At 70.4% G+C, this 23,535-nt stretch carries 22 protein-coding genes; 13 read left to right on the forward strand and 9 right to left on the reverse strand.

Annotated elements, in window-relative coordinates:
• Positions 1-728 precede the first annotated feature (728 nt).
• From AMETH_RS08450 to AMETH_RS08465, 4 genes are read left to right on the forward strand one after another with little or no spacing between them, the layout of a single operon-like run.
• A complete protein-coding gene (locus tag AMETH_RS08450; RefSeq protein ID WP_026153932.1) occupies positions 729-5,690 on the forward strand; it encodes an NAD-glutamate dehydrogenase in 4,962 nt (1,653 codons plus the stop codon).
• A gap of 10 nt (positions 5,691-5,700) precedes the next feature.
• Positions 5,701-6,123, forward strand: a complete 423-nt coding sequence (locus AMETH_RS08455; RefSeq protein ID WP_017987638.1) for an acyl-CoA thioesterase — start codon at positions 5,701-5,703, stop codon at positions 6,121-6,123.
• Positions 6,120-6,755, forward strand: a complete 636-nt coding sequence (locus AMETH_RS08460; RefSeq protein ID WP_017987639.1) for a DUF8010 domain-containing protein — start codon at positions 6,120-6,122, stop codon at positions 6,753-6,755. The genes AMETH_RS08455 and AMETH_RS08460 overlap by 4 nt, the downstream gene beginning before the upstream one ends.
• A gap of 39 nt (positions 6,756-6,794) precedes the next feature.
• Positions 6,795-7,634, forward strand: a complete 840-nt coding sequence (locus AMETH_RS08465) for a TIGR03560 family F420-dependent LLM class oxidoreductase (RefSeq protein ID WP_017987640.1) — start codon at positions 6,795-6,797, stop codon at positions 7,632-7,634.
• Positions 7,635-7,671: 37 nt separating this feature from the next.
• Here AMETH_RS08465 and AMETH_RS08470 read toward each other — a convergent pair whose 3' ends face one another.
• Together AMETH_RS08470 and AMETH_RS08475 are read right to left on the reverse strand one after the other, a co-directional pair.
• A complete protein-coding gene (locus tag AMETH_RS08470; RefSeq protein WP_017987641.1) occupies positions 7,672-8,055 on the reverse strand; it encodes a globin in 384 nt (127 codons plus the stop codon).
• Positions 8,056-8,071: 16 nt separating this feature from the next.
• Positions 8,072-9,028, reverse strand: a complete 957-nt coding sequence (locus AMETH_RS08475; protein ID WP_017987642.1) for a mechanosensitive ion channel family protein — start codon at positions 9,026-9,028, stop codon at positions 8,072-8,074.
• A gap of 400 nt (positions 9,029-9,428) precedes the next feature.
• Between AMETH_RS08475 and AMETH_RS08480 the strand changes: the two genes are divergently transcribed.
• The 3 genes from AMETH_RS08480 (at position 9,429) to AMETH_RS08490 (ending at position 11,311) form a co-directional block, all read left to right on the forward strand.
• Entirely contained in the window at positions 9,429-9,926 is a 498-nt protein-coding gene (locus tag AMETH_RS08480) for an HNH endonuclease (protein WP_017987643.1), read from the forward strand.
• 643 nt (positions 9,927-10,569) lie between these two features.
• Positions 10,570-10,839 (forward strand): aa3-type cytochrome oxidase subunit CtaJ, encoded by a 270-nt coding sequence (ctaJ, locus tag AMETH_RS08485; protein WP_017987644.1) that lies wholly within the window; start codon positions 10,570-10,572, stop codon positions 10,837-10,839.
• Entirely contained in the window at positions 10,826-11,311 is a 486-nt protein-coding gene (locus AMETH_RS08490) for a DUF5130 family protein (RefSeq protein WP_017987645.1), read from the forward strand. Before ctaJ ends, AMETH_RS08490 begins: the two co-directional genes overlap by 14 nt.
• Positions 11,312-11,837: 526 nt before the next feature.
• Here AMETH_RS08490 and pepN read toward each other — a convergent pair.
• Positions 11,838-14,399, reverse strand: a complete 2,562-nt coding sequence (pepN, locus tag AMETH_RS08495; protein ID WP_017987646.1) for an aminopeptidase N — start codon at positions 14,397-14,399, stop codon at positions 11,838-11,840.
• A gap of 131 nt (positions 14,400-14,530) precedes the next feature.
• On the opposite strand from pepN, the gene AMETH_RS08500 reads away from it, so the two are divergent.
• Positions 14,531-15,142 (forward strand): mycothiol-dependent nitroreductase Rv2466c family protein, encoded by a 612-nt coding sequence (locus tag AMETH_RS08500; protein WP_017987647.1) that lies wholly within the window; start codon positions 14,531-14,533, stop codon positions 15,140-15,142.
• Here the strand turns inward: AMETH_RS08500 and AMETH_RS08505 are convergent.
• Positions 15,129-15,806 (reverse strand): MBL fold metallo-hydrolase, encoded by a 678-nt coding sequence (locus AMETH_RS08505; protein ID WP_017987648.1) that lies wholly within the window; start codon positions 15,804-15,806, stop codon positions 15,129-15,131. The two genes, AMETH_RS08500 and AMETH_RS08505, sit on opposite strands and share 14 nt — an antisense overlap.
• Complete coding sequence (locus tag AMETH_RS08510; RefSeq protein WP_017987649.1) at positions 15,803-16,480, reverse strand: 2-phosphosulfolactate phosphatase; 678 nt, start codon at positions 16,478-16,480, stop codon at positions 15,803-15,805. The genes AMETH_RS08505 and AMETH_RS08510 overlap by 4 nt, the downstream gene beginning before the upstream one ends.
• Positions 16,481-16,524: 44 nt before the next feature.
• Between AMETH_RS08510 and AMETH_RS08515 the strand changes: the two genes are divergently transcribed.
• Both AMETH_RS08515 and AMETH_RS08520 read left to right on the forward strand, forming a co-directional pair.
• Positions 16,525-16,995, forward strand: coding sequence for a ribose-5-phosphate isomerase (locus AMETH_RS08515; RefSeq protein WP_017987650.1), 471 nt, complete (start codon positions 16,525-16,527; stop codon positions 16,993-16,995).
• Positions 16,995-17,804, forward strand: a complete 810-nt coding sequence (locus AMETH_RS08520) for an Fpg/Nei family DNA glycosylase (protein ID WP_017987651.1) — start codon at positions 16,995-16,997, stop codon at positions 17,802-17,804. The genes AMETH_RS08515 and AMETH_RS08520 overlap by 1 nt, the downstream gene beginning before the upstream one ends.
• A gap of 45 nt (positions 17,805-17,849) precedes the next feature.
• Here the strand turns inward: AMETH_RS08520 and AMETH_RS08525 are convergent, their stop codons facing one another.
• Together AMETH_RS08525 and AMETH_RS08530 are read right to left on the reverse strand one after the other, a co-directional pair.
• Positions 17,850-18,638 (reverse strand): hypothetical protein, encoded by a 789-nt coding sequence (locus tag AMETH_RS08525; protein ID WP_017987652.1) that lies wholly within the window; start codon positions 18,636-18,638, stop codon positions 17,850-17,852.
• A gap of 643 nt (positions 18,639-19,281) precedes the next feature.
• Positions 19,282-20,067 (reverse strand): class I SAM-dependent methyltransferase, encoded by a 786-nt coding sequence (locus AMETH_RS08530; protein WP_017987654.1) that lies wholly within the window; start codon positions 20,065-20,067, stop codon positions 19,282-19,284.
• Positions 20,068-20,152: 85 nt separating this feature from the next.
• Here AMETH_RS08530 and AMETH_RS08535 point away from each other — a divergent pair, with 85 nt between their 5' ends.
• The 3 genes from AMETH_RS08535 (at position 20,153) to AMETH_RS37790 (ending at position 21,739) form a co-directional block, all read left to right on the forward strand.
• Entirely contained in the window at positions 20,153-21,022 is an 870-nt protein-coding gene (locus tag AMETH_RS08535; protein WP_017987655.1) for an LLM class F420-dependent oxidoreductase, read from the forward strand.
• Positions 21,023-21,035: 13 nt separating this feature from the next.
• Positions 21,036-21,482, forward strand: a complete 447-nt coding sequence (locus AMETH_RS08540; RefSeq protein ID WP_017987656.1) for a nuclear transport factor 2 family protein — start codon at positions 21,036-21,038, stop codon at positions 21,480-21,482.
• 86 nt (positions 21,483-21,568) lie between these two features.
• Positions 21,569-21,739 carry a hypothetical protein gene (locus AMETH_RS37790; protein ID WP_156131628.1) on the forward strand — a complete coding sequence of 57 codons (171 nt, stop codon included), beginning with the start codon at positions 21,569-21,571 and terminating at the stop codon, positions 21,737-21,739.
• Here AMETH_RS37790 and AMETH_RS08545 read toward each other — a convergent pair.
• A complete protein-coding gene (locus AMETH_RS08545; protein WP_017987657.1) occupies positions 21,736-22,392 on the reverse strand; it encodes a YdcF family protein in 657 nt (218 codons plus the stop codon). The two genes, AMETH_RS37790 and AMETH_RS08545, sit on opposite strands and share 4 nt — an antisense overlap.
• Complete coding sequence (locus tag AMETH_RS08550; RefSeq protein WP_017987658.1) at positions 22,389-22,937, reverse strand: AAA family ATPase; 549 nt, start codon at positions 22,935-22,937, stop codon at positions 22,389-22,391. The genes AMETH_RS08545 and AMETH_RS08550 overlap by 4 nt, the downstream gene beginning before the upstream one ends.
• Positions 22,938-23,535 lie beyond the last annotated feature (598 nt).

Raw genomic sequence — 23,535 nt, forward strand, 5'->3', positions numbered from 1 at the left:
CTCCGGTGGTGTGGGGCCGGGGAGCGGCGGTGGAATTCGCCGCAGGCCGCGGCCGCGGTGGGATTCGCGGCGGTGTGCGGCGCGGGTCGCTCGCGGCCGGTGGTTCCCGAGCCTGGTGGGGCGGAGTGCGGGTGCGGTGCTTGTGGGTTGGTGAGATGTCGGCGGCTGACAGCCTGGGCGGCTGGTGCTGGGAGTTGGTGCTGCGGCTGGCAGGCTGGATGGCTGGTGCTTGGAGCTGGTGCTGGCGGTTGGCGGCTTGGGTGGCTGGGCCGGCGGCTGGAGCAGCGGCTGACAGCCTGGGCGGCTGGTGCTGGCGGCTGGTGCAAGGTCTGGCAGCGTGGGCGACTGGTGCTGGCGGTCGTAGCAGCGGCTGGGCGGCTGGGTGCAGCGGCTGGCGGCCGCGGGCACCGGGCGGCGGTGCATCTCGCGGAGGCTGCCGCGTGCCACCGGGTGGGGGCCGGGGCGGCGCTGCGTCCGCGGAGGTTTGCCGCGTTGGCAGCCGGGGCAGTCGCGGTGATGGACTGAGGCGGCCGGTGGTCCCGCCGGGCCGCCTGCATCCGGGTGCCTGAGGCGCGATACAGCACCTCCAGAACCCAGCGCCGTTCTGCCTCGATTGTGCATCGATTCAACAATCCGACGGTCGGGCGTCAGCAGGTTTTACGAGCTGGTTATGGTGGTGTTCGTTCAGCGTCACGCGCGCGATCAGACTCGGTGGAGAGTTGCCTGAGATGAGCTCGACGAGAGTGTCCGTCCGCCCCGGAACCGCGACCGGAACCGACCGCCTACGACCCGCCAGCCCGGAGCAGATCCGGGACGAGCTGATCGAAGCCGCGGCCCGGCACGCTCCCGACATCGCCGACCTCATCCGCCTCTACTACCGCCACATCCCCGCCGACGAGATCCTCGGCGACGACCCCGTGGACCTCGTCGGCGCCGTCCGGTCCCACCAGGAGTTCGCCCGCAACCGCATGCCGGGGCGGCCCGCCGTCCGGCTGCTGAACCCGACCACCGCCGAGGACGGCTGGACCCGCGACGCCACCGTGGTCCAGATCGTCACCGACGACATGCCTTACCTGGTCGACTCGATCACCGCCAAGCTCGCCCGCGACGGCGTCCAGGTCCAGCGCCTCGTGCACCCGATCGTCGCCGTCACGCGGGACATCACCGGCGAGCTCGTCAAGGTCCACCCGGCCGCCGACGTCGCCAACCCGCCCGAGGGCGCGATGGTCGAATCCTGGATGTACGTCGAGATCGACCTCATCACCGACCACAACCGCGCCCGCGAGCTGGACACCCACCTCGCCTCCGTGCTCGGCGACGTCCGCGAGGTCGTCGAGGACACCGACAAGATGATCCAGGCCGCGGAAAGCCTCGCGGCCGAGCTCGACGCCACCCCGCCGCCCCTGCCCTCCGACGAGGTCGCCGAGGGCGCGAACCTGCTGCGCTGGCTCGCCGACGGCCACTTCATGTTCCTCGGCTACCGCCGCTACGAACTGGTCGAGGACCCCGACCCCGGCACCGACGAACCCGCCCTGCGCGCCGTCCTCGCGTCCGGGCTCGGCGTCCTCCGCCAGGACAGTCTCGCCGCGCGCAGCCTCACCGCCGGCCCCGACACGGCCGCCACCGCCCTCGCCCCGCATCTGCTCGTCCTCACGCAGGCCAGCGCACCGTCCACTGTGAACCGTCCGGTTTACCCGTACTACGTGGGCGTCAAGACGTTCGACGAGCGCGGCAACGTCACCGGCGAGCACCGGTTCCTCGGCATGTTCACCACCTCCGCCCTGCACGAGGACGTCCTTGACGTCCCGGTCGTCTCGCGCAAGGTGTGCGAGGTCATCCACCGCGCCGGCTTCCCGATGGAGTCCTACTCCGGCCAGCGCATGCTGGAGGTCCTGCAGAACTGGCCGCGCGCCGACCTGTTCTCCGCCGACCTCGACTCGCTCTACTCGACCGCCATCGGCGCGATCACGCTGTCCGACCGGCGCCGTCTGCGGCTGTTCCTGCGTCGCGACACCTTCGGCCGCTTCTACTCGTGCCTGGTGTTCCTGCCGCGCGACCGCTACACGACCCGGTCCCGCCTGGCGATGCAGGAGGTGCTGCTCGCCGAACTTGAGGGCACCCACCTCGAGTACGGCACGCGCGTCGGGGAGACCGCGCTTGCCCAGGTGCACTTCACCGTCCACACCGACCCGGCCACGCGCGTCGAGCCGGACGTGCTGCGCATCCAGGAACGGCTCAACGCCGCGGTGCGCAACTGGGACGACCTGATGGTCGAGGCGATCCTGGCCGAGCGGCGCGAGCGGGCCGGCGAGGTCGCCCGCACCACCGCCACCCTCGGCGAGGAGTCGGCCGGTGAGCTGGGCCAGCGCTACTCGGGCATCTTCCCGGAGGCGTACAAGGAGGACTTCACCGCCGTCGAGGCGCTCGCCGACCTGCGCAAGCTGGAAGGCCTGACCGGCCCCGACGACCTGGCGATGTCGTTCTACACGCCGGACGGCGCGGAGCCGGGGGAGCGGCGGTTCAAGCTCTACCTGCTCGGCGAGGGCGTCACGCTGTCGGCCGTGCTGCCGGTGCTGCAGCGGATGGGCCTGGAGGTCGTCGACGAGCGGCCCTACGAGCTGCGCCGCTGGGACGGCACCCGCTCCTGGGTCTACGACTTCGGCCTGCGCATCGGTCTCACCGACCTCGGCGACGCCGAGCGCGACCTGCGCGAACGCTTCCAGGACGCGTTCGCCGCCGCCTGGCGGGGCGACTGCGAGATCGACGACTTCAACGCCCTCGTGCTGCGCGCCGGGCTGACCTGGCGCCAGGCCGCGGTGCTGCGCGCCTACTCGCGCTACCTGCGCCAGGCAGGCACGCCGTACTCGCAGGAGTACATCCAGCGCGCCGTCCTCGCGCACACCGACATCGCCAAGGCGCTGGTGAAGCTGTTCGAGCACCGCTTCGACCTGGCCACGAACCCGGATGCCGACGAGCAGACCGAGGCGCTGGTCGGCGAGATCTCGGCGATGATCGACGCCGTCACCAGCCTGGACGAGGACCGCATCCTGCGGCGCCTGCTGTCGGTCATCTGCGCCACGCTGCGCACCAACTACCGGGTCACCGACGCCGACGGCCGCCCCCGCCCGTACCTGGCGCTCAAGCTCGACCCGCAGAGCGTGCCGGACCTGCCGGAGCCGCGGCCGCGGTTCGAGATCTTCGTGTACTCGCCGCGCGTCGAGGGCGTGCACCTGCGGTTTGGCTCGGTCGCGCGCGGTGGCCTGCGCTGGTCCGACCGCCGGGAGGACTTCCGCACCGAGATCCTGGGCCTGGTCAAGGCGCAGGCGGTGAAGAACGCCGTCATCGTGCCGGTCGGCGCGAAGGGCGGGTTCGTCGTCAAGCGCCCGCCCGCCCCGACCGGCGACCCGGGCGTGGACCGCGACGCGCACCTGGCCGAGGGCATCGCCTGCTACCGCATGTTCATCTCGGGCCTGCTCGACCTCACCGACAACCTCGTCGAGGGCCGCACGGTCCCGGCGAAGGACGTCGTGCGCTACGACGGCGACGACAACTACCTCGTCGTCGCGGCGGACAAGGGCACCGCCACGTTCTCCGACATCGCCAACGAGGTGTCCGCGTCCTACGGCTTCTGGCTGGGCGACGCCTTCGCCTCCGGCGGCTCGGTCGGCTACGACCACAAGGCCATGGGCATCACCGCGCGCGGCGCGTGGGAGAGTGTCAAGCGGCACTTCCGCGAGCTGGGCGTGGATACCCAGAGCCAGGACTTCACGGTCGTCGGCATCGGCGACATGGCGGGTGACGTGTTCGGCAACGGCATGCTGCTGTCCGAGCACATCCGGCTGGTGGCGGCGTTCAACCACATGCACGTCTTCCTCGACCCGAACCCGGACGCGGCGGCGTCGTTCCGCGAGCGCAAGCGCCTGTTCGAGCTGCCGCGCTCGTCGTGGGAGGACTACGACCGCTCGCTGATCAGCGAGGGCGGCGGCGTCTTCTCCCGCAGCGCCAAGACGATCCCGGTCTCGCCGCAGGTGCGGCAGGCGCTCGGCCTCGCCGACGACGTCACGCAGCTCGCCCCGGCCGACCTGATCCGGGCGATCCTGCTGGCGCCGGTGGACCTGCTGTGGAACGGCGGCATCGGCACCTACGTCAAGGCCGAGACCGAAAGCCACGCCGACGCCGGGGACAAGGCCAACGACGCGGTCCGCGTCAACGGCAACCAGCTGCGGGTGAAGGTGGTCGGCGAGGGCGGCAACCTGGGCCTGACCCAGCGCGGCCGCATCGAGTTCGCCCGCGCCGGCGGCAAGATCAACACCGATGCGCTGGACAACTCCGCCGGGGTGGACTGCTCCGACCACGAGGTCAACATCAAGATCCTGCTCGACCACCTGGTCAGCAGCGGCGCACTGGACCGCGAGCAGCGCAATGAGCTGCTGCACCAGATGACCGACGAGGTCGGCCGCCTGGTGCTGGCGGACAACTACCACCAGAACGCCGTGCTCGGCGTGAGCCGGGCGCACGCGCCGCAGATGCTGCCCGTGCATGCCCGGCTGGTCGCGAACCTGGAGAAGGCCGGGGCGCTGGACCGCAAGCTGGAGGCGCTGCCGAGCAAACAGCAGTTCCAGGCGCTGGAGAAGGCGGGCGACGGCCTCACCTCGCCGGAGCTGGCGACGCTGCTCGCGCACGTGAAGCTGGAGCTGAAGGACGAGCTGCTGGCCAGCGACCTGCCGGACGCGGAGGTGTTCGCCCGGCGGCTGCCCGAGTACTTCCCGGAGCCGCTGCGCGAACGGTTCGCCGACCGCATCGGCGAGCACCCGCTGCGCCGCCAGATCATCACGACGCTGCTGGTCAACGAGGTCGTCGACGGCGCGGGCGTGTCCTACGCCTACCGCCTGGCGGAGGAGATGAACGCGACCGCGACCGACGCGGTGCGCGCGTACACGATCGTCACGCGCGTGTTCAACCTCAACGCCCTGTGGGACGACATCAACGCGCTCGACAACGCGGTGCCCACCGAGGTCCAGGACGAGATGATGCTGGAGTCGCGGCGGTTGCTGGACCGGGCCGCACGCTGGTTCCTCGCCAACCGGCCGCAGCCGCTGGCCGTCGGGGCGGAGATCTCGCGCTTCGGGCCGGTCGTCGCCGAGCTGGCGCCGAAGGTCGACACCCTGCTGCGCGGTCGCGAGGCGGAGGCGGTGCGCGAGCAGGCCGACCGCTACGCCGAAGCCGGCGTGCCGCGTGAGCTGGCGCTGCGGGTCGCGGGCCTGCTCGACGCCTACGGGCTACTCGACGTCGTAGAGGTGGCCGAGCTGGCGGTGCGCGAGGCCGGGGTGGACGCGGAGCGCAGCCCGGAGGAGGCGTCGCAGCTGTACTACGCGCTGTCCGCGCACCTGGACGTCGACCGGCTGCTCACCTCGATCAGCGCGTTGGAGCGGGGCAACCGCTGGCACGCGCTGGCGCGGCTGTCGCTGCGGGACGACGTGTATTCGTCGTTGCGGGCGATCACGCTGGACGCGTTGCGGCACAGCGATCCGGAAGACGACACCGACGAGAAGATCGCCCAGTGGGAGAAGACGAACGCCTCTCGCCTGGCGCGGGCGCGGGTCGCACTCGACGAGATCAACCAGTCGGGCCGGCTCGACCTGGCGACGCTGTCGGTCGCCGCGCGCCAGCTGCGGAGCACGGTGAGGTAGGAATATCGGGGTGTACGTAGCGAAGGTGCGGCCCCGCTGGTCGGACATGGACGTGTTCGGGCACGTCAACCACGCGAACATGGTGACGTTGCTCGAAGAGGCACGCGTGCCGTTGTTGTTCGACGAAGCGGGCCGCGCCGGGCTCGCGGAGTTCGCGAAGGGCATGGTCGTCGTGAAGCTGGCCGTGCACTACCGCGCCCCGGTCGTGGTCGACGGGCAGGAGATCCGGGTGGAGATCTCGTTGCAGGACCTCAAGTTCGCGTCGCTCACCCTGGCCTACCGGGTGCACGACGGTCCGGACGCGGAGTCGCCCGTCGCGGTCACCGCGGAGACTGTCCTGGCTCCCTACGACGTCACCACAAACCGTCCGCGCCGCCTGACCGCGGAGGAGCGGGCGTTCCTGCAGACGAGGCTGACGGAGGCGGGCGCGTGACCGAGCTGCGCATCCCGGACCGGGGCGACCGCGAGACGCTCGGGGCCTTCGTGGCCAGGGCGGTGCGGTTGGACGGCCAGGCCGCGGTGCGGCTGCGCAACCGCGGTGGCGGCATCGTCGAGGCCTGGGTGTCCACCCCGTTCGACTGCCTCGCGACCCGCGCCGTGCATGGCGAGGTCGAGCCGGGCGACGTGACGGTGTCCGGCAACGAGTTGCTGGCCGCCCTCACCGTGGCCGGCGGCGAGCGGATGGACCCCGGCCCGCCGCGGGACCTGCTCTGGCACGGCGAGCTGCCGGCCTCCGGGCCCTGGCAGCTGGTCGACGAGCTGCCGACCAGGGTGATCAGCGAACTCACCGACCGGGGTGTCGCCCTGGCCCGCGAGAACGCCGGCCCGCACGGTAACCCGCCGGCGTCGCTGATGGACCAGGCGGTCGTGACGGTCAGCGAGGGCGGCGTCGAGGTCAAGGTCCAGATGCGGTGCCTGTTCGCCCTGTCCGGGATGGGTTTCTTCGATTCGTCCATCCCGGACGACATCATCCGCGTGACAGCCACGAACTCGTGGATGCGCCTGGACGCCAGGTACGGCGCGGTGGTCCGGCGGCGGCATGCGCTGCTGCCCCTGCTGTTCTGACTTGCGCTGGAGCTGCTCCAGGTCGCTAGTGTCGCGGCCATGCGCTTCGCATTCAAAACCTCACCGCAGAACACCGGGTGGGCCGACATGCTCGCCGTGTGGCAGGTCGCCGACGACATCGAGCTGTTCGAGTCCGGCTGGACCTTCGACCACTTCTACCCGATCTTCTCCGACCCGACCGGCCCGTGCCTGGAGGGCTGGGTCACGCTGACCGCGCTCGCGCAGGCGACCAAGCGGCTGCGCCTCGGCACGCTCGTCAGCGGCATCCACTACCGGCACCCCGCGCTGCTGGCGAACATGGCCGCCACGTTGGACATCGTGTCGAACGGGCGGCTGGAAATCGGCATCGGCGCGGGCTGGAACGAGGAGGAGTCCGGTGCCTACGGCATGGAACTCGGCACGGTCAAGCAGCGCAGCGACCGGTTCGAGGAGGCCTGCGAGGTGCTGGTCGGCCTGCTCACCCAGGAGACGACCACCTTCCAGGGCGAGTACTACCAGCTCACCGACGCCCGCAACGAGCCGAAACCGGTGCAGCGCCCGCACCCGCCGATCGTGATCGGCGGCAGCGGCGAGAAGCGCACCCTGCGCACCGCCGCCCGTTTCGCGCAGCACTGGAACTTCGTCGGCGGCACGCCGGAGGAGTTCGCCCGCAAGCGGGACGTGCTGCACCAGCACTGCGCCGACATCGGCCGCGACCCGAAGGAGATCATGCTGTCCAGCCACGTGCGGCTGGGCACCGATCTCGACTACGCCAAGGTCGCCGATGAGGCCGCCGCGCTCGGCGAGCAGGGCCTTGACCTGGCCATCGTCTACCTGCCGCCGCCGCACACCCCGGACGTGCTGGAGCCGCTCGCGGAGGCGCTGGCCAAGCTGGGCTGACGCCCGACGGCCCCGTGCCCGACGGCGGGCACGGGGCTCAGACCCAGCTGTTCATCATGCTCTGGGCGGCCATCTCCAGGTAGTTCCACAGCTGCGTCTCCAGCGGCTCCGGCAGCCCCGCCTCGTCGACCGCGATCCGCATCGCGCGCAGCCACGCGTCGCGCTCGATCGGGCCAATCTTGAACGGCGCGTGCCGCATCCGCAGGCGCGGGTGGCCGCGCTGGTCGGAGTAGGTGTGCGGGCCGCCCCAGTACTGCATCAGGAACAGCCGCAGCCGGTCCTCGGCCGGCCCGAGGTCCTCCTCGGGGTACATCGGCCGCAGCACCTCGTCCTTCGCCACTTCGGCGTAGAAGCGCGCGATGATCTTGCGGAAGGTGGGTTCCCCGCCGACGGCCTCGTAGAAGGACTGGGGGTCGCTCATACCGGTCACCCTTCCATCATGCCGTGGCCGCCGTGGACAGGAAGCCCGCTTCCTCCAGCGCCGTGAGGCACGCCGCACGCAGCTGCCGCTGCACGGCCCACTGGCGGCCCGGCCGCACCTTCACGGTCAGGCGCAGTTCGATGCTCTCCGGTGTGACCTTTTCCACGCCGAGCACCTCGGGCTCCTCCAGCAGGTCGACCGACAGTGGCTCGGTGGCGGCCGCGGTATGGGCGGCCTCGGTCAGCACGGCCGTGGCGCGCTCGACGTCGGCGTTGTAGCTCAGCGGCACGTCGACCAGGGCGATCGCGTAGCCCTGGCTGGAGTTGCCGACCCGGGTCACCTCGCCGTTGCGGACGTACCAGACGGTGCCCTTGACGTCGCGGATCGTGGTGATGCGCAGGCCGACCGACTCGACGGTGCCGGTGGCGGGCCCGATGTCCACGACGTCGCCGACGCCGTACTGGTCCTCCAGCATCATGAACATGCCGGACAGGAAGTCCTTGACCAGGTTCTGGGCGCCGAACGCGAGCGCGATGCCGACCACACCGGCCGAGGCGAGCAGCGGACCGAGGTTGATGCCCAGCTCGCCGAGGATGTAGATCGAGGCGAGCCCGAGCACCACGAACGAGGTCAGCGACTTCAGCACCGAGCCGATCGTCTTGGCCCGCTGGCGGCGCCGCTCGGCCACGACCGGGCCGAGGATGTCGGGGGCGCGCTCGCGCAGGGGGCGCAGGATCGTGGGCAGTTTGCCGCCGTTGGTGCGCGGCATGGTGGTGACCCGGTCGATCAGCTTGTGCAGCAGGAACCGGATGATCAACGCGACGAGCAGGATCAGGATGATCCGCAGCGGCTTGGCGATCAGCCAGTTGGCGGAGGCCGCCAGCCATTCGTTATGCGTGATCTGGAACACTTGGTAGCACCAGGTACCGGGCTGGTTGATGCACTCGGGTGCTTCGTTGAGCAGCGGCGTCACGGGGCTCGGGGATCCCTTTCTGGCCGTTTTCGACCGACGTCACGCAGACGTCGAACGAATTTCACAGGACACGTCTTCTAACACAGGTGCGCAGCGGGTGTGATCTGTGGTCGACTATGGCTGCACCGGTGGAGGTGGTCGAGTGCCAGACCGACAACCGATCCCCCTCGGCGCCCCCGACCAAGCGGTGGGCGGGCAGGCGCCGGAGGTAGCCCTGTGTTCTGTTCAGGATCAGGGCGCTCACCAGGGTCAGGGGCCGCACGGAGGCGGACCTCAACCCAGTGGGCCACCCCCGCGGGGCGGCCGCGTGAGCCGACCCTCGGGTCAGCGTAGAGGGCGGGATCCGGCCGGTCTGAACGCCCCTGCCACGCCCGGTTCCTTCTCGATGGGCAGGCGTCGTGTGCTGCTCCTCAACGCCACGTTCGAGCCGCTGACCGCGCTCCCGCTGCGGCGGGCCGTGGTGCTGGTGATGTGCGGGAAGGCGGAGGTCGTGCACGGCGATCCGGGGGGTCTGACGTTGCACGCCGCGACGTTGTCGCTGCCCGTGCCGTCGGTGATCCGGTTGTCCACGTACGTGCGGGTGCCCTACCGGGCCCAGGTGCCGCTGACGCGGGCCGGGCTGATGCACCGGGACCGCTACAAGTGCGCGTACTGCGGCGGGCGGGCCGAAACGATCGACCACGTGCTGCCGCGCAGCAAGGGTGGGCCGCACAGCTGGCAGAACTGCGTGGCGTGTTGCGCGAAGTGCAACCACCGCAAGGCCGACCGGCTACTGGAGGACCTGGGCTGGCAGCTGCGCGTGGTGCCGACGGCGCCGCGGGGCCCGCACTGGCGGCTGCTGGTGCACTCCGGGGATGCGGACCCGCTGTGGAAGCCCTACCTCGGCGTGGCTGCCTGACAGGGGACACACCGGTGCCCCGGCTGTGGTGGTGAGCCGGGGCGTTCCGACGTCTTCGTCTCGGTGGTGGTTCGGTTCAGTTCGGGGAAGGGACGGCGTCTCAGGCGGCGGTGACTCGCGTGCCGCGGGTGACCCGGGTGCCCATCGTGACGCGGGTGCCGCGGGTGACTCGCGTGCCACGGGTCACGCGGGTACCGGCGGTGACGCGGGTCCCCCTGGTGACCCGGGTGCCGCGGGTGACACGGGTACCGGCCGTCACTCGTGTGCCTCGCGTCACACGAGTGCCCCGCGTGGTGCAGCCGCGGGATGCGTCGATCAGTGACGGAGCGTGGTCGTCGTTGGTCTGAGCGAGGGTACGGAGCAGGTACATGATGTGTCCTCCAGGGACCTGTGCGTTACTCATTGGGAAGGGGAGCGGGGCGCAAGGCCCGTACAGGTGAAAAAGCTACGAGGAACTGGGCCACCGGACAAGGCAATCGCGCCCGGTGCGGCCGGCTGTACGTTGAGTTGCAACCTTTCGTCCGACCGCTCTTCAGCCCATCGCCCCAACGGGATCGCGACGCTCGGCGGACGGCGGCCCCCACGCGACGAGCGGTTGTGACCGGCTTCGGCGGGCTTGGGCTCGTCGGGCTACTCTTCTGGCGTGAACATCGGAGAGACGATCCTGATCTTCGCGCTGATCCCGGCCGCGATCTACGGGGTGATCAGCGTGCTCACCCTGCGGTCGAAGCTGACCGGCACGCCGCGCTACCGGCCCGGCCAGGCCTGGGAGTACCCGCCGATGTGGTGGAGCGGCAACCCGGAAGGTATCGGGACCGTGCACGACACGCACTCCGGCGAACCGGTGGAGAACAGGGACGCGAGCGGGAACGCGCGCGTGACGGCGGCAGGAGGAGCCCGTGGCAGCTGGTGAGCTGACCCGACAGCCAGGATCGGACGAAGAGCTGGAGGTCGGGGTCGCGATTACCGCGACCGGCCGCCGTTCGGTGGCCCGGATGTACGAGCCCGCTGCTCCATCCAGCCCATTCAGCACCGTCCAGTTGGCCCGTCTGGACGAGGCGCTGACGCTCGCGAGCCGGGAGACCGGGCTCGACTTCAGCGTGTACCTGGGCGAGCTGGGCTCCGAGAGCCGTGCCCGCGCCGAGGAGCTGCACGCGAGGATCGAACCGAGCTCCGCGAACGCCGTGCTGATCGCCGTCTCGCCCGGTGAGCGTGTGGTGGAGATCGTGACCGGCTCCGACGCGATCCGCCGCCTCCCCGACCGCGGCGCCAAGCTCGCCGTGATGAGCATGGTGGCGTCCTTCAAGGAGGGCGACCTCATCGGCGGCCTCACCTCGGGGCTGCGCATGCTGGCCGACCAGGCTGGCTCCGCCCCCAAGCACTAAGGGCAGAAAATAAGAAGGGCGGCCGCGCCAGCGGCCGCCCTTCTTCATTTGATCTTTGAACCAAAGGCAGCTGGGTGGTCATCCCGTCGCCTGACACCGGTGCCATCACCTTGAGCCTGGCTCAAGGTGATATGCACAAACCGGAAGGCGACGGGATGACCACCCGGCGACCACCTCGGCAAGGTGAGCCGACAACGGTCCCCTGGTCATCCCGGAGCCTGCCCGTCCGGCGAGGACTATCTTTTGATCTTTTTCCGCCCTGCGGGCGGTGCGCCTTACGGCGCCGGAAGGTCACCTTTCGACCTCCCCCGCCCCCGATGCCTGATTGTGTTTCAGTCGCCGAGCAGGCGTGTCAAGGCGGGAAAGCGTGCCTTGACACGCCTGGTCGGCGACTAAAGATCGGCCGTGGATCGGGGGCGGGGGAGGTCTGGTTGGGGTAGTCGGCCTACTTGCGTTGCCGGCTTGCGTTTGTTGACAGCAAAAAGGGCGCCGAGCTGCTTGTGCCCGGCGCCCTTTGCTTTGTTGATCAGGCCTCGTCGAATTCTCGTGCTGCCAGTGCGCGCACGATGCCGGCCCGGCCTTCCGAAACCAGCCGCCGGAGGGCAGCCGGGTGGTCGCCGGCCAGCCACTCGTCCGCGGCTTGCACCGTGGCGTGTTCGACCGCCCAGGCGGGGAACAGGCCGACGACCGTGGGCTGGGCGCGTTCGCTCGATCGGCGGGACCAGACCTCGTCGATGGCGGCGAAGTACGTGTTCACGTAGCCCGTCAGCAGGTCCTTCTGCCCGGGGTGGGAGAAGCCGCCGATGATGGCGTTGCTCATCGCGTTCGGGAGGTCGTCGTCGTAGACCGCGCGCTGCCACGCCTCCGCCTTGGCCTCCGGGGTGGGGCGCAGGGCGCGGGCGTACTCGGCGTGGCGGCGGCCCGTCGCGGTGTCGTCCCGGGCCAGTTCCGCGTCGATCTCCTCGTCCGCCGCCCGGCCGTGCGCCACCAGCGCGTTCAGCAGGCGCCAGCGCAGGTCCGCGTCGACGACCAGACCCTCCAGCGGGTTCGACCCGTCGAGCCAGCCCGCCAGCACGTCGACCGTCGCGTCGTCCAGGACCGAGCCTGTCAGCGAGTTGACGAACGCCAGCTGGTGGTCCGAGCCCGGCTCGGCGGCACGGGCCAGCTCCAGCAGCTTCCGGGTGAACTGTGGCCACCCCTCGGCCGCCGCCCAGGATGGCTGCGCGTACGAGTTCAGCGCGGTCTGCGCCTGCAGCAGCAGCCGCTGCACGACACCGACCTCGGTCTCCGCGTGGATCCCGTGCAGCACGATCTGCAGGAAGTCCCTGGCCTTCAGCTCGGCCTCGCGGGTCATCTCCCACGCCGCCGACCAGCACAGGGTCCGCGGCAGCGGCTCGGTGATGTCGGCGATCCGGTCGACCAATGTGGTCAGCGAACCGGCGTCCAGGCGCATCGTGCAGTAGGTCAGGTCGTCGTCGTTGACCAGCACCAGCTTGCCCGCAGGCTGCCCGACCAGGTCCGGCACCTCGGTGCGCTCACCCTCGACGTCCAGCTCCACTCGCTGCTTGCGGACCAGCTTGCCGTTCTCGTCGTCGTAGATGCCGACCGCGATGCGGTGCGTGCGCAGCTCACCCGCACCCGGCTTCGCGCCGGTCTGCAGCACCGCGAACGACGTGAACCGGCCTTCGGCGTCGGTCTCGAACTTCGGCCGCAGCGAGTTCAGGCCGGTCGTCTCCAGCCACTGCGCGCTCCACCCGGACAGGTCGCGGCCCGAGGCCTCCTCCAAGGCGCTGAGCAGGTCGGCCAGCGTCGCGTTGCCCCACGCGTGCTTGCCGAAGTACACCCGCAGCCCGGCCAGGAAGTGGTCCAGCCCGACGTAGGCCACCAGCTGCTTCAGCACGCTGGCGCCCTTGGCGTAGGTGATGCCGTCGAAGTTCACCTCGACGGCCTGCAGGTCCACGATGTCGGCCGCGATCGGGTGGGTCGAGGGCAGCTGGTCCTGCCGGTAGGCCCACGACTTCTCGATGTTCGCGAAGCTCGTCCAGGCGTGCTCGTACTCGGTCGCCTCGGCCTGCGCCAGCACGCTCGCGAACGTCGCGAACGACTCGTTCAGCCACAGGTCGTCCCACCAGCGCATGGTGACCAGGTCGCCGAACCACATGTGGGCCATCTCGTGCAGCAGCGTCTCGGCGCGCCGCTCGTAGGCGTAGCGGGTGACGCGGCTGCGGAAGACGTAGTCCTCCAGGAACGTCACCGCGCCCGCGTTCTCCATCGCGCCCGCGTTGAACTCCGGCACGAACAGCTGGTCGTACTTGCGGAACGGGTACGGTGTGGCGAACGCCTTGTGGTAAAAGCCGAAACCCTGCTTGGTCTCGGTGAACAGCCGCTCGGCGTCCATGTGCTCGGCCAGTGACGCGCGGCAGTAGATGCCCAGCGGGATCGTGCCGTGCTCGTCGGTGTACTGGTCGTGCCACTCCGCGTACGGGCCGGCGATCAACGCCACCAGGTACGTCGAGATGCGCTCGGAGGTGGCGAAGACCGTGCGGGTGGCGCCCTCGGCGGTCTTCTCCGTGCTCTCCACCGGCGCGTTGGACACGACCTTCCAGTCGCTCGGCGCCGTGACCGTCAGCCGGTAGGTGGCCTTGAGGTCGGGCTGGTCGAAGCAGGCGAACATGCGCTTGGCGTCGGCCGTCTCGAACTGCGTGTACAGGTACACGGCGTCGTCGACCGGGTCGACGAACCGGTGCAGGCCCTCGCCGGTGTTCATGTAGCGGCAGTCGGCCTCGACGACCAGCTCGTTGGTCGCGGCGAGGTCCGGCAGCTCGACGCCGTTCTCCTCCGTGTAGCCGGAGACGTCCAGCGCCGTGCCGTTCAGCGTCGCGGAGCGGACGGAGCCGGCGACGATGTCGACGAACGTGCTCGCGCCCGGTTTCGTGGCGGCGAACCGGATGGTTGTCTTCGAGTCGAAGCTTCTCTCGCCCGGGCCGCCGTTACCGTCCGTGAGGTCGAGGGCGATGTCGTAGGACTCGACCTCGAGCAGCTCGGCACGCTGTTTGGCTTGGTCACGGGTCAGGTTAGGGGCGGGCACAGGCACCTCGGAAACGCTCGCGGTTGTCATTCTCGGTGATCCCGCTATCCAATCATGTTCCGGCGGGGAACAAGTGCACTCCGCGTGCTGTTGGCCCGTTTGACGGCCCAGCACCCACAGGGAGAACACTGATGACCGCAGAGCGCACACGGGTGGACTTCTACTTCGACCCCGTCTGCCCGTTCGCCTGGATCAGCTCGCGCTGGATCCTCGAGGTGGAGAAGCAGCGCGACCTCGACCTGAACTTCCGCGTCATGAGCCTCGCGGTCCTCAACAGCGGGCGCGACCTGCCCGCGGAGTACAAGGAGCTGCTGGAGAAGGCGTGGGGCCCGGTGCGCGTGGCCACGGCGCTCGCGCAGGAGAAGGGCGAGGCGGTTCTGCGGGACTTCTACACTGAGTTCGGCACCCGCTACCACAACCAGGGCAACAAGGACATCCCCGAGGTCACCCGGCAGGCCCTGGAGGCCGTGGGCGCTCCCGCCGACCTGGCGTCGGCGGCCGACTCCGCCGAGTACGACGAGGCGCTGAAGAAGAGCCACCACGAGGGCATGGACCCGGTCGGCATGGACGTCGGCACCCCGACCATCCACATCGACGGCGTCGCGTTCTTCGGGCCGGTGCTCAGCTCGATCCCGAAGGGCGAGGACGCCCTGAAGGTGTTCGACGGCGCCCGGCTGCTGGCGAGCTACCCCGACTTCTACGAGCTCAAGCGCACCCGCACCGGCGAGCTCAACTTCGACTGAGCTCGTCTCGCTGGGCGGCCACGAAATCCGGGCCGACCGGATCGCCGTGCCCCGGCACGATCGTGGCGGGGCGCAGGGCGAGCAGCCGGTCCAGCGCCGTCGGCCACTGAGCGGGGTGCGCGTCCGAGCCGATCGACGGTGGCGCACCCTGCTCGACCAGGTCACCGGCGAACAGCACCCCGGCGTCCGGCACGTGCACGGCCACGTCGTGGTCGGTGTGCGCCACGCCGGGATGGACCAGCTCGACGATCCGCCCGCCGAGGTCCAGCTGGACGCTCTGGGTGAGCAGGTGGTCCGGCAGCACCAGCCGGGCCGCCGCGAGTCGCTCAGCTTCCGGCTTGCCCGCCAGCCGGCGCACCCACTTCGCCCGGTCGGACTCGCCTTCGCGGATCAGCGCGTCCCGGCAGCGTTCGTGCGCCCACACCGGGCAGGGCAGGAACGCGGCGGTGCCGAAGTGGTGGTCGAAGTGGGCGTGGGTGATGACCACGACCCACGGCAGGGCGGTGACCTCGCGGATCTCCGCCGCGAAGGCCGCGCCGTGAACCTCGTCGCAGCCGGTGTCGATCACCAGGCACCGCTCGGCGCCCACCACCAGGCCGAGCGTCTGGTCAAGGTGCTCGTAGCGCCGGGCGTGCACGCCGTCGGCCAGTTCGAGCCAGGTCACGCTGCCTCCAGGAGATCACCGACGAGGATGGGGGCCGCGGTGCTGACGTCCACCTGACCGGCGAGGTCGACGTCCCGTCCGTGGCCGTTGAGGGTCAGTTCCCGCCCGGAGACACATCCTCGCAGCGCTTCGGCGACGTCGGTGCCGCGGTAGGCGGTGGCGGCCAGCAGCGCCTCGGCGGAGGCGTCGCGGCCGGACAGCGCGGCGGCGATCGCGCCCGCGCCGAGCAGGTCCTCCACACACGGGCGGAGCGGCCCGCGGGGAGCGGTCGTCGTGATGTTGATGCCCCAGCGCTCGCCGGCCGGGACGACACCGATCGGGCGCTCGCCGGCCAGCCGGTCGGCGGCGGCCGCGACCGCCGAGGCGTTGCGCAGGCACCCCACGAGCACCGTCGCGCCGGTCCCCGCGGCCTCGGCGCACAGCGTCGCGCCGTTCGGGGACGGCAGGTCGAGCAGCCCGGGATCCGGCCCGACCGCAGCAGGCCGCGGCACTCGGTCACCACGCCAGCGCAGGGGACGGACCCGGCCACCGCGGCCGGTCACCAGGTCCACTGTCGTGCTGAACGACAGCACGTCCACGATGATCAGCACCGCGCACTCCCGCCCCAGCTCGGCGACCCCTTCCGCACCCCACTCCAACCGCAGGTCATGCCCGCCCTGGGCGAACGCGTCCACACCCCCAGCATGCCCGGCTTCCACCCGGATGCGAGACTCCACCCGTGCGCGTCTACTTGGGATCAGACCACGCCGGCTTCGAGCTGAAGAACCACTTGGTCGAGTACTTGAAGGGCCAGGGCCACGAGGTCACCGACATCGGCCCGGCCGTCTACGACGCCGCCGACGACTACCCGGCCTTCTGCATCGAGACCGCCCGCCGCGTGGTGGCGGACGAGGGCAGCCTGGGCATCGTCATCGGCGGTTCCGGCAACGGCGAGCAGATCGCCGCGAACAAGGTGAAGGGCGCCCGGGCCGCGCTGGCCTGGAAGCCGGAGATCGCCGAGCTCGCCCGCCAGCACAACCACGCGCAGCTCATCGGCCTCGGTGCGCGCATGCACACCGTCGAGGAGGCCACCGCGATCGTCGACGCGTTCCTGTCGACCCCGCCGTCGGAGGACGAGCGGCACGGCCGCCGCGTGCAGCAGATGCTCGACTACGAGCGCACCGGTACCCCGCCGCCGCTGCCTGCCTGATGCCCGAGGGGCACACCCTCCACCGGCTCGCCCGCCTGCACCAGCGGCGGTACGCGGGCGCGCCGGTGGGCGTTTCCAGTCCGCAGGGCCGCTTCGCGAGCGAGGCGGCCCTTTTGGACGGTCAGGTCATGCTGAAAGCCGAGGCCTACGGCAAGCACCTGTTCCACGACTTCGGCCCCCTCGGGTCCGTGCACGTCCACTTGGGACTGTACGGCACGTTCACCGAGGCGAAGCTGCCGGAAACTCCGCCGGTGGGCCAGGTCCGGCTGCGGCTGACCGGCCGGACGCACTGGACGGACCTGCGCGGCCCGACCCGGTGCGAGCTGCTGACGCCGGACGAGGTCGACGCGATCAAGGCACGCCTCGGCGCCGACCCGCTGCGCCGCGACGCCCGCCCGGACGAGGCGTGGCAACGGATCTCGGCGTCCCGCACGTCGATCGCCGCGCTGCTGATGGACCAGTCGGTGATCTCCGGCGTCGGCAACGTGTACCGCGCGGAGGTGCTGTTCCGGCACCGGATCAACCCGATGGTGCCCGGCCGCGCGCTGGACCACGTGCAGTGGAAGGAGATGTGGACCGACCTCGTCGCGCTGATGCGCAAGGGCGTGCGGATCGGCCGCATCGACACCGTGGACGATGAGCACCTGCCCGAGGTCACCGGCCGCGCGCCGCGGCAGGACCGGCACGGCGGCGAGGTCTACGTCTACCGGCGCACCGGGCAGCCCTGCCTGGTCTGCGGCACGCCCATCGCCCACACCGAGCTTGCCGGGCGGAACCTGTACTGGTGCCCGGTCTGCCAGGCGGCGTGAAAAAGCGGGCCGGACGTGGTGCCCGGCCCGCTGTGCGTTGAGGCGTCAGAAGCCGCCGAAATCCCCGCCGAAGTCGCCTCCGCCGAAGTCGCCGCCCATGTCGCCGCCGAAGTCCCCGCCCGCGTCGCCGCCGGCGTCACCCATGTCGCCGCCGTCGGCTCCCGCGTCGGCCATGGCGTCCTCCTGGCCCGCGTCGTAGCCGGACTCCCACGCCTCGGCGCTCGCGATGCCGGCCATGCCGCTGAACATCGCGCTGAACAGGAACATCGACCCGAGGCCCCACGCGCCCGCCACGAGCGCCGGCTTCCACCACGGCTCGCTGTACCAGCCCTGCGGCACCGGGCGCCCGGCCACGCGGCCACCCGGGTAGTAGTAGGGCGTGTTGTCGCCGGGGTTCGGCGACGCCTCGTAGTGCCTGCCCTCGACGTCCACGCTGCGGTGCTCGGTGACCTTGCCCGCCCGCTCGCGCTCGGTCTCCTCGGGCAGCTTGGGGCCAGGGTCCATGCCCATCGCCTCGCGCGCGGCGCGCACGTAGTAGAGGCCTTCGAGCGCGGTCTCCTTGACGAGCTTGGCCTGCTCGGCCGTCTGCGCCTGCTCCAGCTGGGACCCGGCCGCGTTGTAGCGCTCGGACGCGTCGGCCAGTGCCTGCTTCGCAGGCTCGTTCGAACCCACGAGGTTCAGCACCTGGCCGCCCAGGCGCTCGACCAGGCGCCGGGCGTCGGCCTTGGCGTCGTCGAGCTGGCGCCGCCGCGTGGCGGCCTGGGCCTTCGCGAAGTAGGCGATGCCGCCCACGATGAGGACGAGGAGCACGATCACGGTGATCGCGGTGCCCATGGCTTACTCCCGGAAGTTCGGTGTCTTGAACCGGACAACGCGGATAGGTCAATAGGGGCACCTATCCCCGTCGAACCGGACATACAGGCAACGTACAGGTTCGGGGGGTAGTTCCGGTGTCGCCGATATCGCGATCAAGTCGCACAAACGTTCGACTGGCCGGCATGGAAGGGAGCGGCCCCGGGACGAGCCGTAGTGGGGATTATTCGCAGTACTCGAAGCCGGGTTGCGCCTCACAGCCGTCCAGCTGGGTGCCATCGGGTCCCAGGAACAAGACCCAGACGTATGCGGCGCCGCCAGGGACATCGGCAGCCACGGTGATGTGTTGTTCGGACACCCCGCATTGGGGACTGGTGCTCCGGGCGCTCAATTGCCAATGGCCAGAGTCAAACGTTTGGACGTACACCCGGCGGCAGCTCCCTGACAGGGCCCGGGGCTCGCCATCGACTCGAACGGACCTGTTGAAGTAGTTGACACTGCCGACGATTCGGCGCCTCGTCGAGAGATACAGCACACCGGGATCACCCGTTGCCGGATCGACAGTCGTTCACTCGTTCGGCGGCAACGAAGGTAGTGACAACCGGGAGACCGTCCGGACGAGCTGTGCCTCTCTGACTCGGAGCGGCCGTCGTCGATGTGGACGCTACGCCGATGGTTCCCAGCTTCCGCACAGGACGCGCACAGGCACCTCCTCGGTGAAGACGCCGCCGGGTTCGGCTTCGCGGAGCGCGGCCCGCAGGTCGGCGTCGAAACCGCGCCGGCCTGCGGCGTCGAGCTTCTCCAGCGCGCCGGCGGAGTACAGGGCGCCGACCACCTCGTCGGGACCGAGCCGCTCGGTGTGATCAAGGCGATGTTCCCGCACCCGCGTGAACCCGGCCCGTTCGAGCAGGTCCCGGTACCGCGCGCGCTCGGCGTCGCTGCTGCCGCACGCGGGGAAGTCCAGCGCGCCCAGCCACCGCGTGGACACCTGCCGGATCGCGGTCGCCCACCGGGTGCGCTGTGTCCAGACCGGGGTGCCGTTGGCGATCACCGCTACGCCGCCACCCGGCCGGAGCAGACGGGACAGCGCCGCGAACAGCGGGCCGGGATCCATCCAGTGCAGCGCCTGGCCGATGGTGACGAGGTCGAGGCTGGCCGGGCCCAGCAGGGGCTCCAGCGCGGGCACGTCGCTGTCCGCGCCGACGACCCACACGACATTCGGGACCTCGGCGGCGCGGGCGTGCGCGAGCATGTCGGGTGAGGGGTCCATGCCGATCATCGCCCCCGCCCTGGCGGCCATCGGCACCGTCAGCTGGCCGGTGCCGCAGCCCAGGTCCAGCACCCGGCCGAGCGGGAACTCCGCCGCCAGCAGGTCGAAGAACTCCGTCCGGTACCCGCGGCGGAAACGCGCGTAGTTCGACGCGACGTCGCCGGCGAATTCCTGGATCACGGGTCCCAGTCTGTGAGCCGGCGGAACGCGACCGCAAGCTGTTCCGCTCTCGACGAAAACTAGAACACGTTATAGTCTCGGTCGCATGAAGTTCACCCTCTCGGTCGCGATGAACCCCCTGGACCAGTTCACCGAGCTAGCGCGCACCGCCGAGGAGTGCGGCTTCGCTTCGATCGCCCTGCCGGACTCGCTGTTCTACTCCGAGCACGTGTCCGCCGAGTACCCGTACACGCCGGACGGCAGCCGGTTCTGGACCGCGGACACACCGTGGGCGGACCCGCTGGTGGCGGTCGCGAGCATGGCCGCGGTGACCGAGCGGATCGAGTACTACACGTCGGTCCTCAAGCTCGGCTCGCGCAACCCGGTGCTGCTCGCGCGGCAGGTCGGGTCGGTCGCGGTGCTGTCCGGCAGCCGGTTCGGGCTGGGGCTGGGCGTCGGCTGGTCGCCGGAGGAGTTCGAGTGGTGCGGCGCGCCGTACGCCAAGCGCGGCAAGCGCGTGGACGAGGCGATCGAGGTGCTGCGGCTGATCCTGGACGGCGGGATGGTCGAGTACCACGGCGAGTTCTTCGACTTCGACAAGCTGCAGATGAGCCCGGCACCCTCGGAGCACGTGCCGTTCTACATCGGCGGGCACACCGAGGTGGCGTTGAAGCGCGCCGCGCGGGTCGGCGACGGCTGGTCCTCGGCGATGATGAAGTTCGACGACCTGCGCTCCACGATCTCGCGGCTCGCCGAGCTGCGCGCCGAGTACGGGCGGGCCGACGTTCCGTTCGAGATCCAGGCGGTGTGCATCGACCGGTTCGGCCTGGACGGCTACCGCGAGCAGGCCGAGATCGGCGTGACAGACATCGTCACGCAGCCGTGGGTATTCGAGGGCATCCGGTTCGGCGATCCGGTCGGACCGAAGAAGGACGCGATCCGCAAGTTCGCCGACGAGGTCATTTCCCGGTTCTGAGGGGGGGCGTGTCATGGGTGTTCAGGTGTGCTGGGACGTCGAGGCCGAGCAGCCGCCGGCCCGGGTCGCTTCGTGGCGGTCGATGAACGCGACCTGCCGCGGCGCGAAGGACGAGTGGCTGGCGTTGTTCGCGCCGGACGCGGTGATCGAGGACCCGGTCGGCAAGTCGATGTTCGACGAGGAGGGGCGCGGGCACCACGGGCACGAGGGGATCGCGGCGTTCTGGGACCTGGCGATCGCGAAGGTCGAGCGGTTCGAGTTCGTGATCAAGGATTCGTTCGCGGCGGGCGACGAGGTGGCGAACGTCGGGACGATCACGACGTACCTGCCCGGCGGGTACCGCGTGGACACCGAGGGCGTGTTCGTTTACCGGGTGGGTGACGACGGACTGGTCCGGTCGATGCGGGCGTTCTGGGAGACGGAGCGGGCGATGGCGACGGCGCGGCAGGTGGGCGGGTAAACACTGGGCGCACGTTCGTAAGCCGTGTGTTACCGCACGGTGTGGCTGGTTTTCGTGGGGTGCTGGTGTTCGCCACGCTGCCGCGCATGCACGGCAGATCGCCTTTGGAACTGTGCGTCTACTGGGGCTGGCTGCCCGACAGCGACGCCGGAGCCACCCACTGGGTCTCCCCGGCGCGGACCCACGCGTGGCGCAAACTGCCGCGGTGCCGGGAATGCGTGTCGTCGCTGGCTGCTGCTGATCGGGCGCGCGGCTAGACCAGGCGTTTGGTGAACCCGGCGGCGATGAGGCGCTGCAGGGCATTGTGGACGTCCGCCGGGAAGGGTTGGGGGATCGCGAAACCCCGCTCGGCGTACAGGATGATCCGCTGCGTGTCGCCTACCAGCATATTGATCACCCGGTCGTCGTCGCCGATGGTGTGCAGGTGCTCGTCGAGGGTTTGCGGCTTGGCGGCGCACACGACGTCCACTTCGGGCCACAGCTTGCGGCAGGTCGCGTAGGCGCGGCGCTGCTGGTAGGGGCGCGAGACGAGCGTCACGGACCGCACGTCGAGGTCGGCGAGCAGCCGGCGGGTGAAGGTGATGTTCTCGCCGGTGTTGGTGGCGCGGGTCTCGAGCCGGATGGCCGCCGCCGGCACGCCGCGGGCTCGAGCGTGCTCACCGAAGTGGACGGCCTCGCCGCGCGGGAACAGGTCGACCGTGGTGGGCGCGTTGGCGCCGGTGAAGACGACCAGCGGAAACCGGCCGGCGTGGTACAGGTCGGCGGTGTGGTCGGCGACCCCCAGGTCATGACTCCCGAGCCCCACCCCGACATCCGTCCGCCGCGGCTCGTGATCCAGGTGGTGGTAGCGCCAGAGCGTCTCGACGTCGGCGCGCAGGTGGTCGTCGAGCGTGGAGGGGTGCGGACTCATCCGAGGCTGCGCAGCAGTGCGTGGTAGGTCCGGTCCACTTGGCCCTCCTCGACGTGCACGATCCGGGCCTGTGGCCGGGCCGCGGTCACCTCCATCAAGCGGTCGTACATCACCGACAGGTCGTCGAACCCGCCGTCGCGCCCGATCATCTCGTGGGCTTCGACGTGCAACGGATCGGCTGCCGCGCGGGTCCGCTCGGCGAAGCGCCGCAGCACGTTCTCCTTGCTGTCGAGCAGCACGACCTCGTGGAACGTGGCCCCGACTTCGCGGGAGAGGCGCTCGAGCTGGTCGATGAACGTCGTCCGGCCCAGGAACTGCGGGATCACCACGTCGTGCCCGGCCGACAGGTGCGCGCGGGCGGCGGCGAGCGTGACGCCGCGAGCGAGCAGGCCGGCGGTGTGCGGGTCGTCGCGCCAGCGTCCGATCAGGCTCCGGACGCGGTCGACGTCCAGGTTCAGCGTCAGCGGATGATCGTCGGCGAATCGCCCCGCGAGCGTCGACTTGCCACACGCGGGCGGGCCGTTGAGCAGGATCAACCGCGGCACCCGGCGACAGTACCAACGACCGTCGCCCCCGAGAGGATGAGAGCGGGCGACGGGAATCGAACCCGCACCACCAGTTTGGAAGATTGCGTCTGCTGCCCGGCCGGTGTGGGTGACCTGCTGCTGCCTGGTCCGCTGAGGTCATCGGTTGACCGCTGTTGACCGGGGCTACTGGCACGGTAATGGCACGCCGGTTGATGTGCCCACACCCCTCCCATCACCCCGACACACAGCCCAGAACACGGCCGGTGGTGCCGGGTCAAGGCACGCTTTCCAGCCTTGACGCGGTGCCGCCGGCCGTAGTCACGATCGGCTGTCGGGGTGGTGATCGACTTGTGATCAGTGCACACGTAATGCGCGGCTCCTGGCGAACGACGTTCAATCCATAGCGTTGGCGCAAGGAGACCGAGCGTGAGAGTGCCCAGGCAGGCGGCGGGTTGCTGCCCAGGTGACGAGCTGCTGCGCTCGGTCCGGCTGTATGGGCGCGCCGCCGGCGGTGGCGAAGTGCCCACCTGGGTTGCCGCGCCGCGCGGCTCGCCGGGCGAAGCGGAGCGGCAGCCCGGCGTAAGCCGCGTCCGGGACCTGCTGCGGCACCCAAGGC

Source organism: Amycolatopsis methanolica 239, assembly GCF_000739085.1.
In the GTDB taxonomy this organism is placed as follows: domain Bacteria; phylum Actinomycetota; class Actinomycetes; order Mycobacteriales; family Pseudonocardiaceae; genus Amycolatopsis_E; species Amycolatopsis_E methanolica.

Coding starts and splice junctions, on each gene's coding strand:
- AMETH_RS08540 (WP_017987656.1), top strand. CDS start 21,036: ATGGGTGTTCAGGTGTGCTGGGACGTCGAGGCCGAGCAGCCGCCGGCC.
- AMETH_RS08470 (WP_017987641.1), bottom strand. CDS start 8,055: ATGAGCGACCCCCAGTCCTTCTACGAGGCCGTCGGCGGGGAACCCACC.
- AMETH_RS08525 (WP_017987652.1), bottom strand. CDS start 18,638: ATGGGCACCGCGATCACCGTGATCGTGCTCCTCGTCCTCATCGTGGGC.
- AMETH_RS08520 (WP_017987651.1), top strand. CDS start 16,995: ATGCCCGAGGGGCACACCCTCCACCGGCTCGCCCGCCTGCACCAGCGG.
- AMETH_RS37790 (WP_156131628.1), top strand. CDS start 21,569: ATGCACGGCAGATCGCCTTTGGAACTGTGCGTCTACTGGGGCTGGCTG.
- AMETH_RS08535 (WP_017987655.1), top strand. CDS start 20,153: ATGAAGTTCACCCTCTCGGTCGCGATGAACCCCCTGGACCAGTTCACC.
- AMETH_RS08545 (WP_017987657.1), bottom strand. CDS start 22,392: ATGAGTCCGCACCCCTCCACGCTCGACGACCACCTGCGCGCCGACGTC.
- AMETH_RS08465 (WP_017987640.1), top strand. CDS start 6,795: ATGCGCTTCGCATTCAAAACCTCACCGCAGAACACCGGGTGGGCCGAC.
- AMETH_RS08500 (WP_017987647.1), top strand. CDS start 14,531: ATGACCGCAGAGCGCACACGGGTGGACTTCTACTTCGACCCCGTCTGC.
- AMETH_RS08450 (WP_026153932.1), top strand. CDS start 729: ATGAGCTCGACGAGAGTGTCCGTCCGCCCCGGAACCGCGACCGGAACC.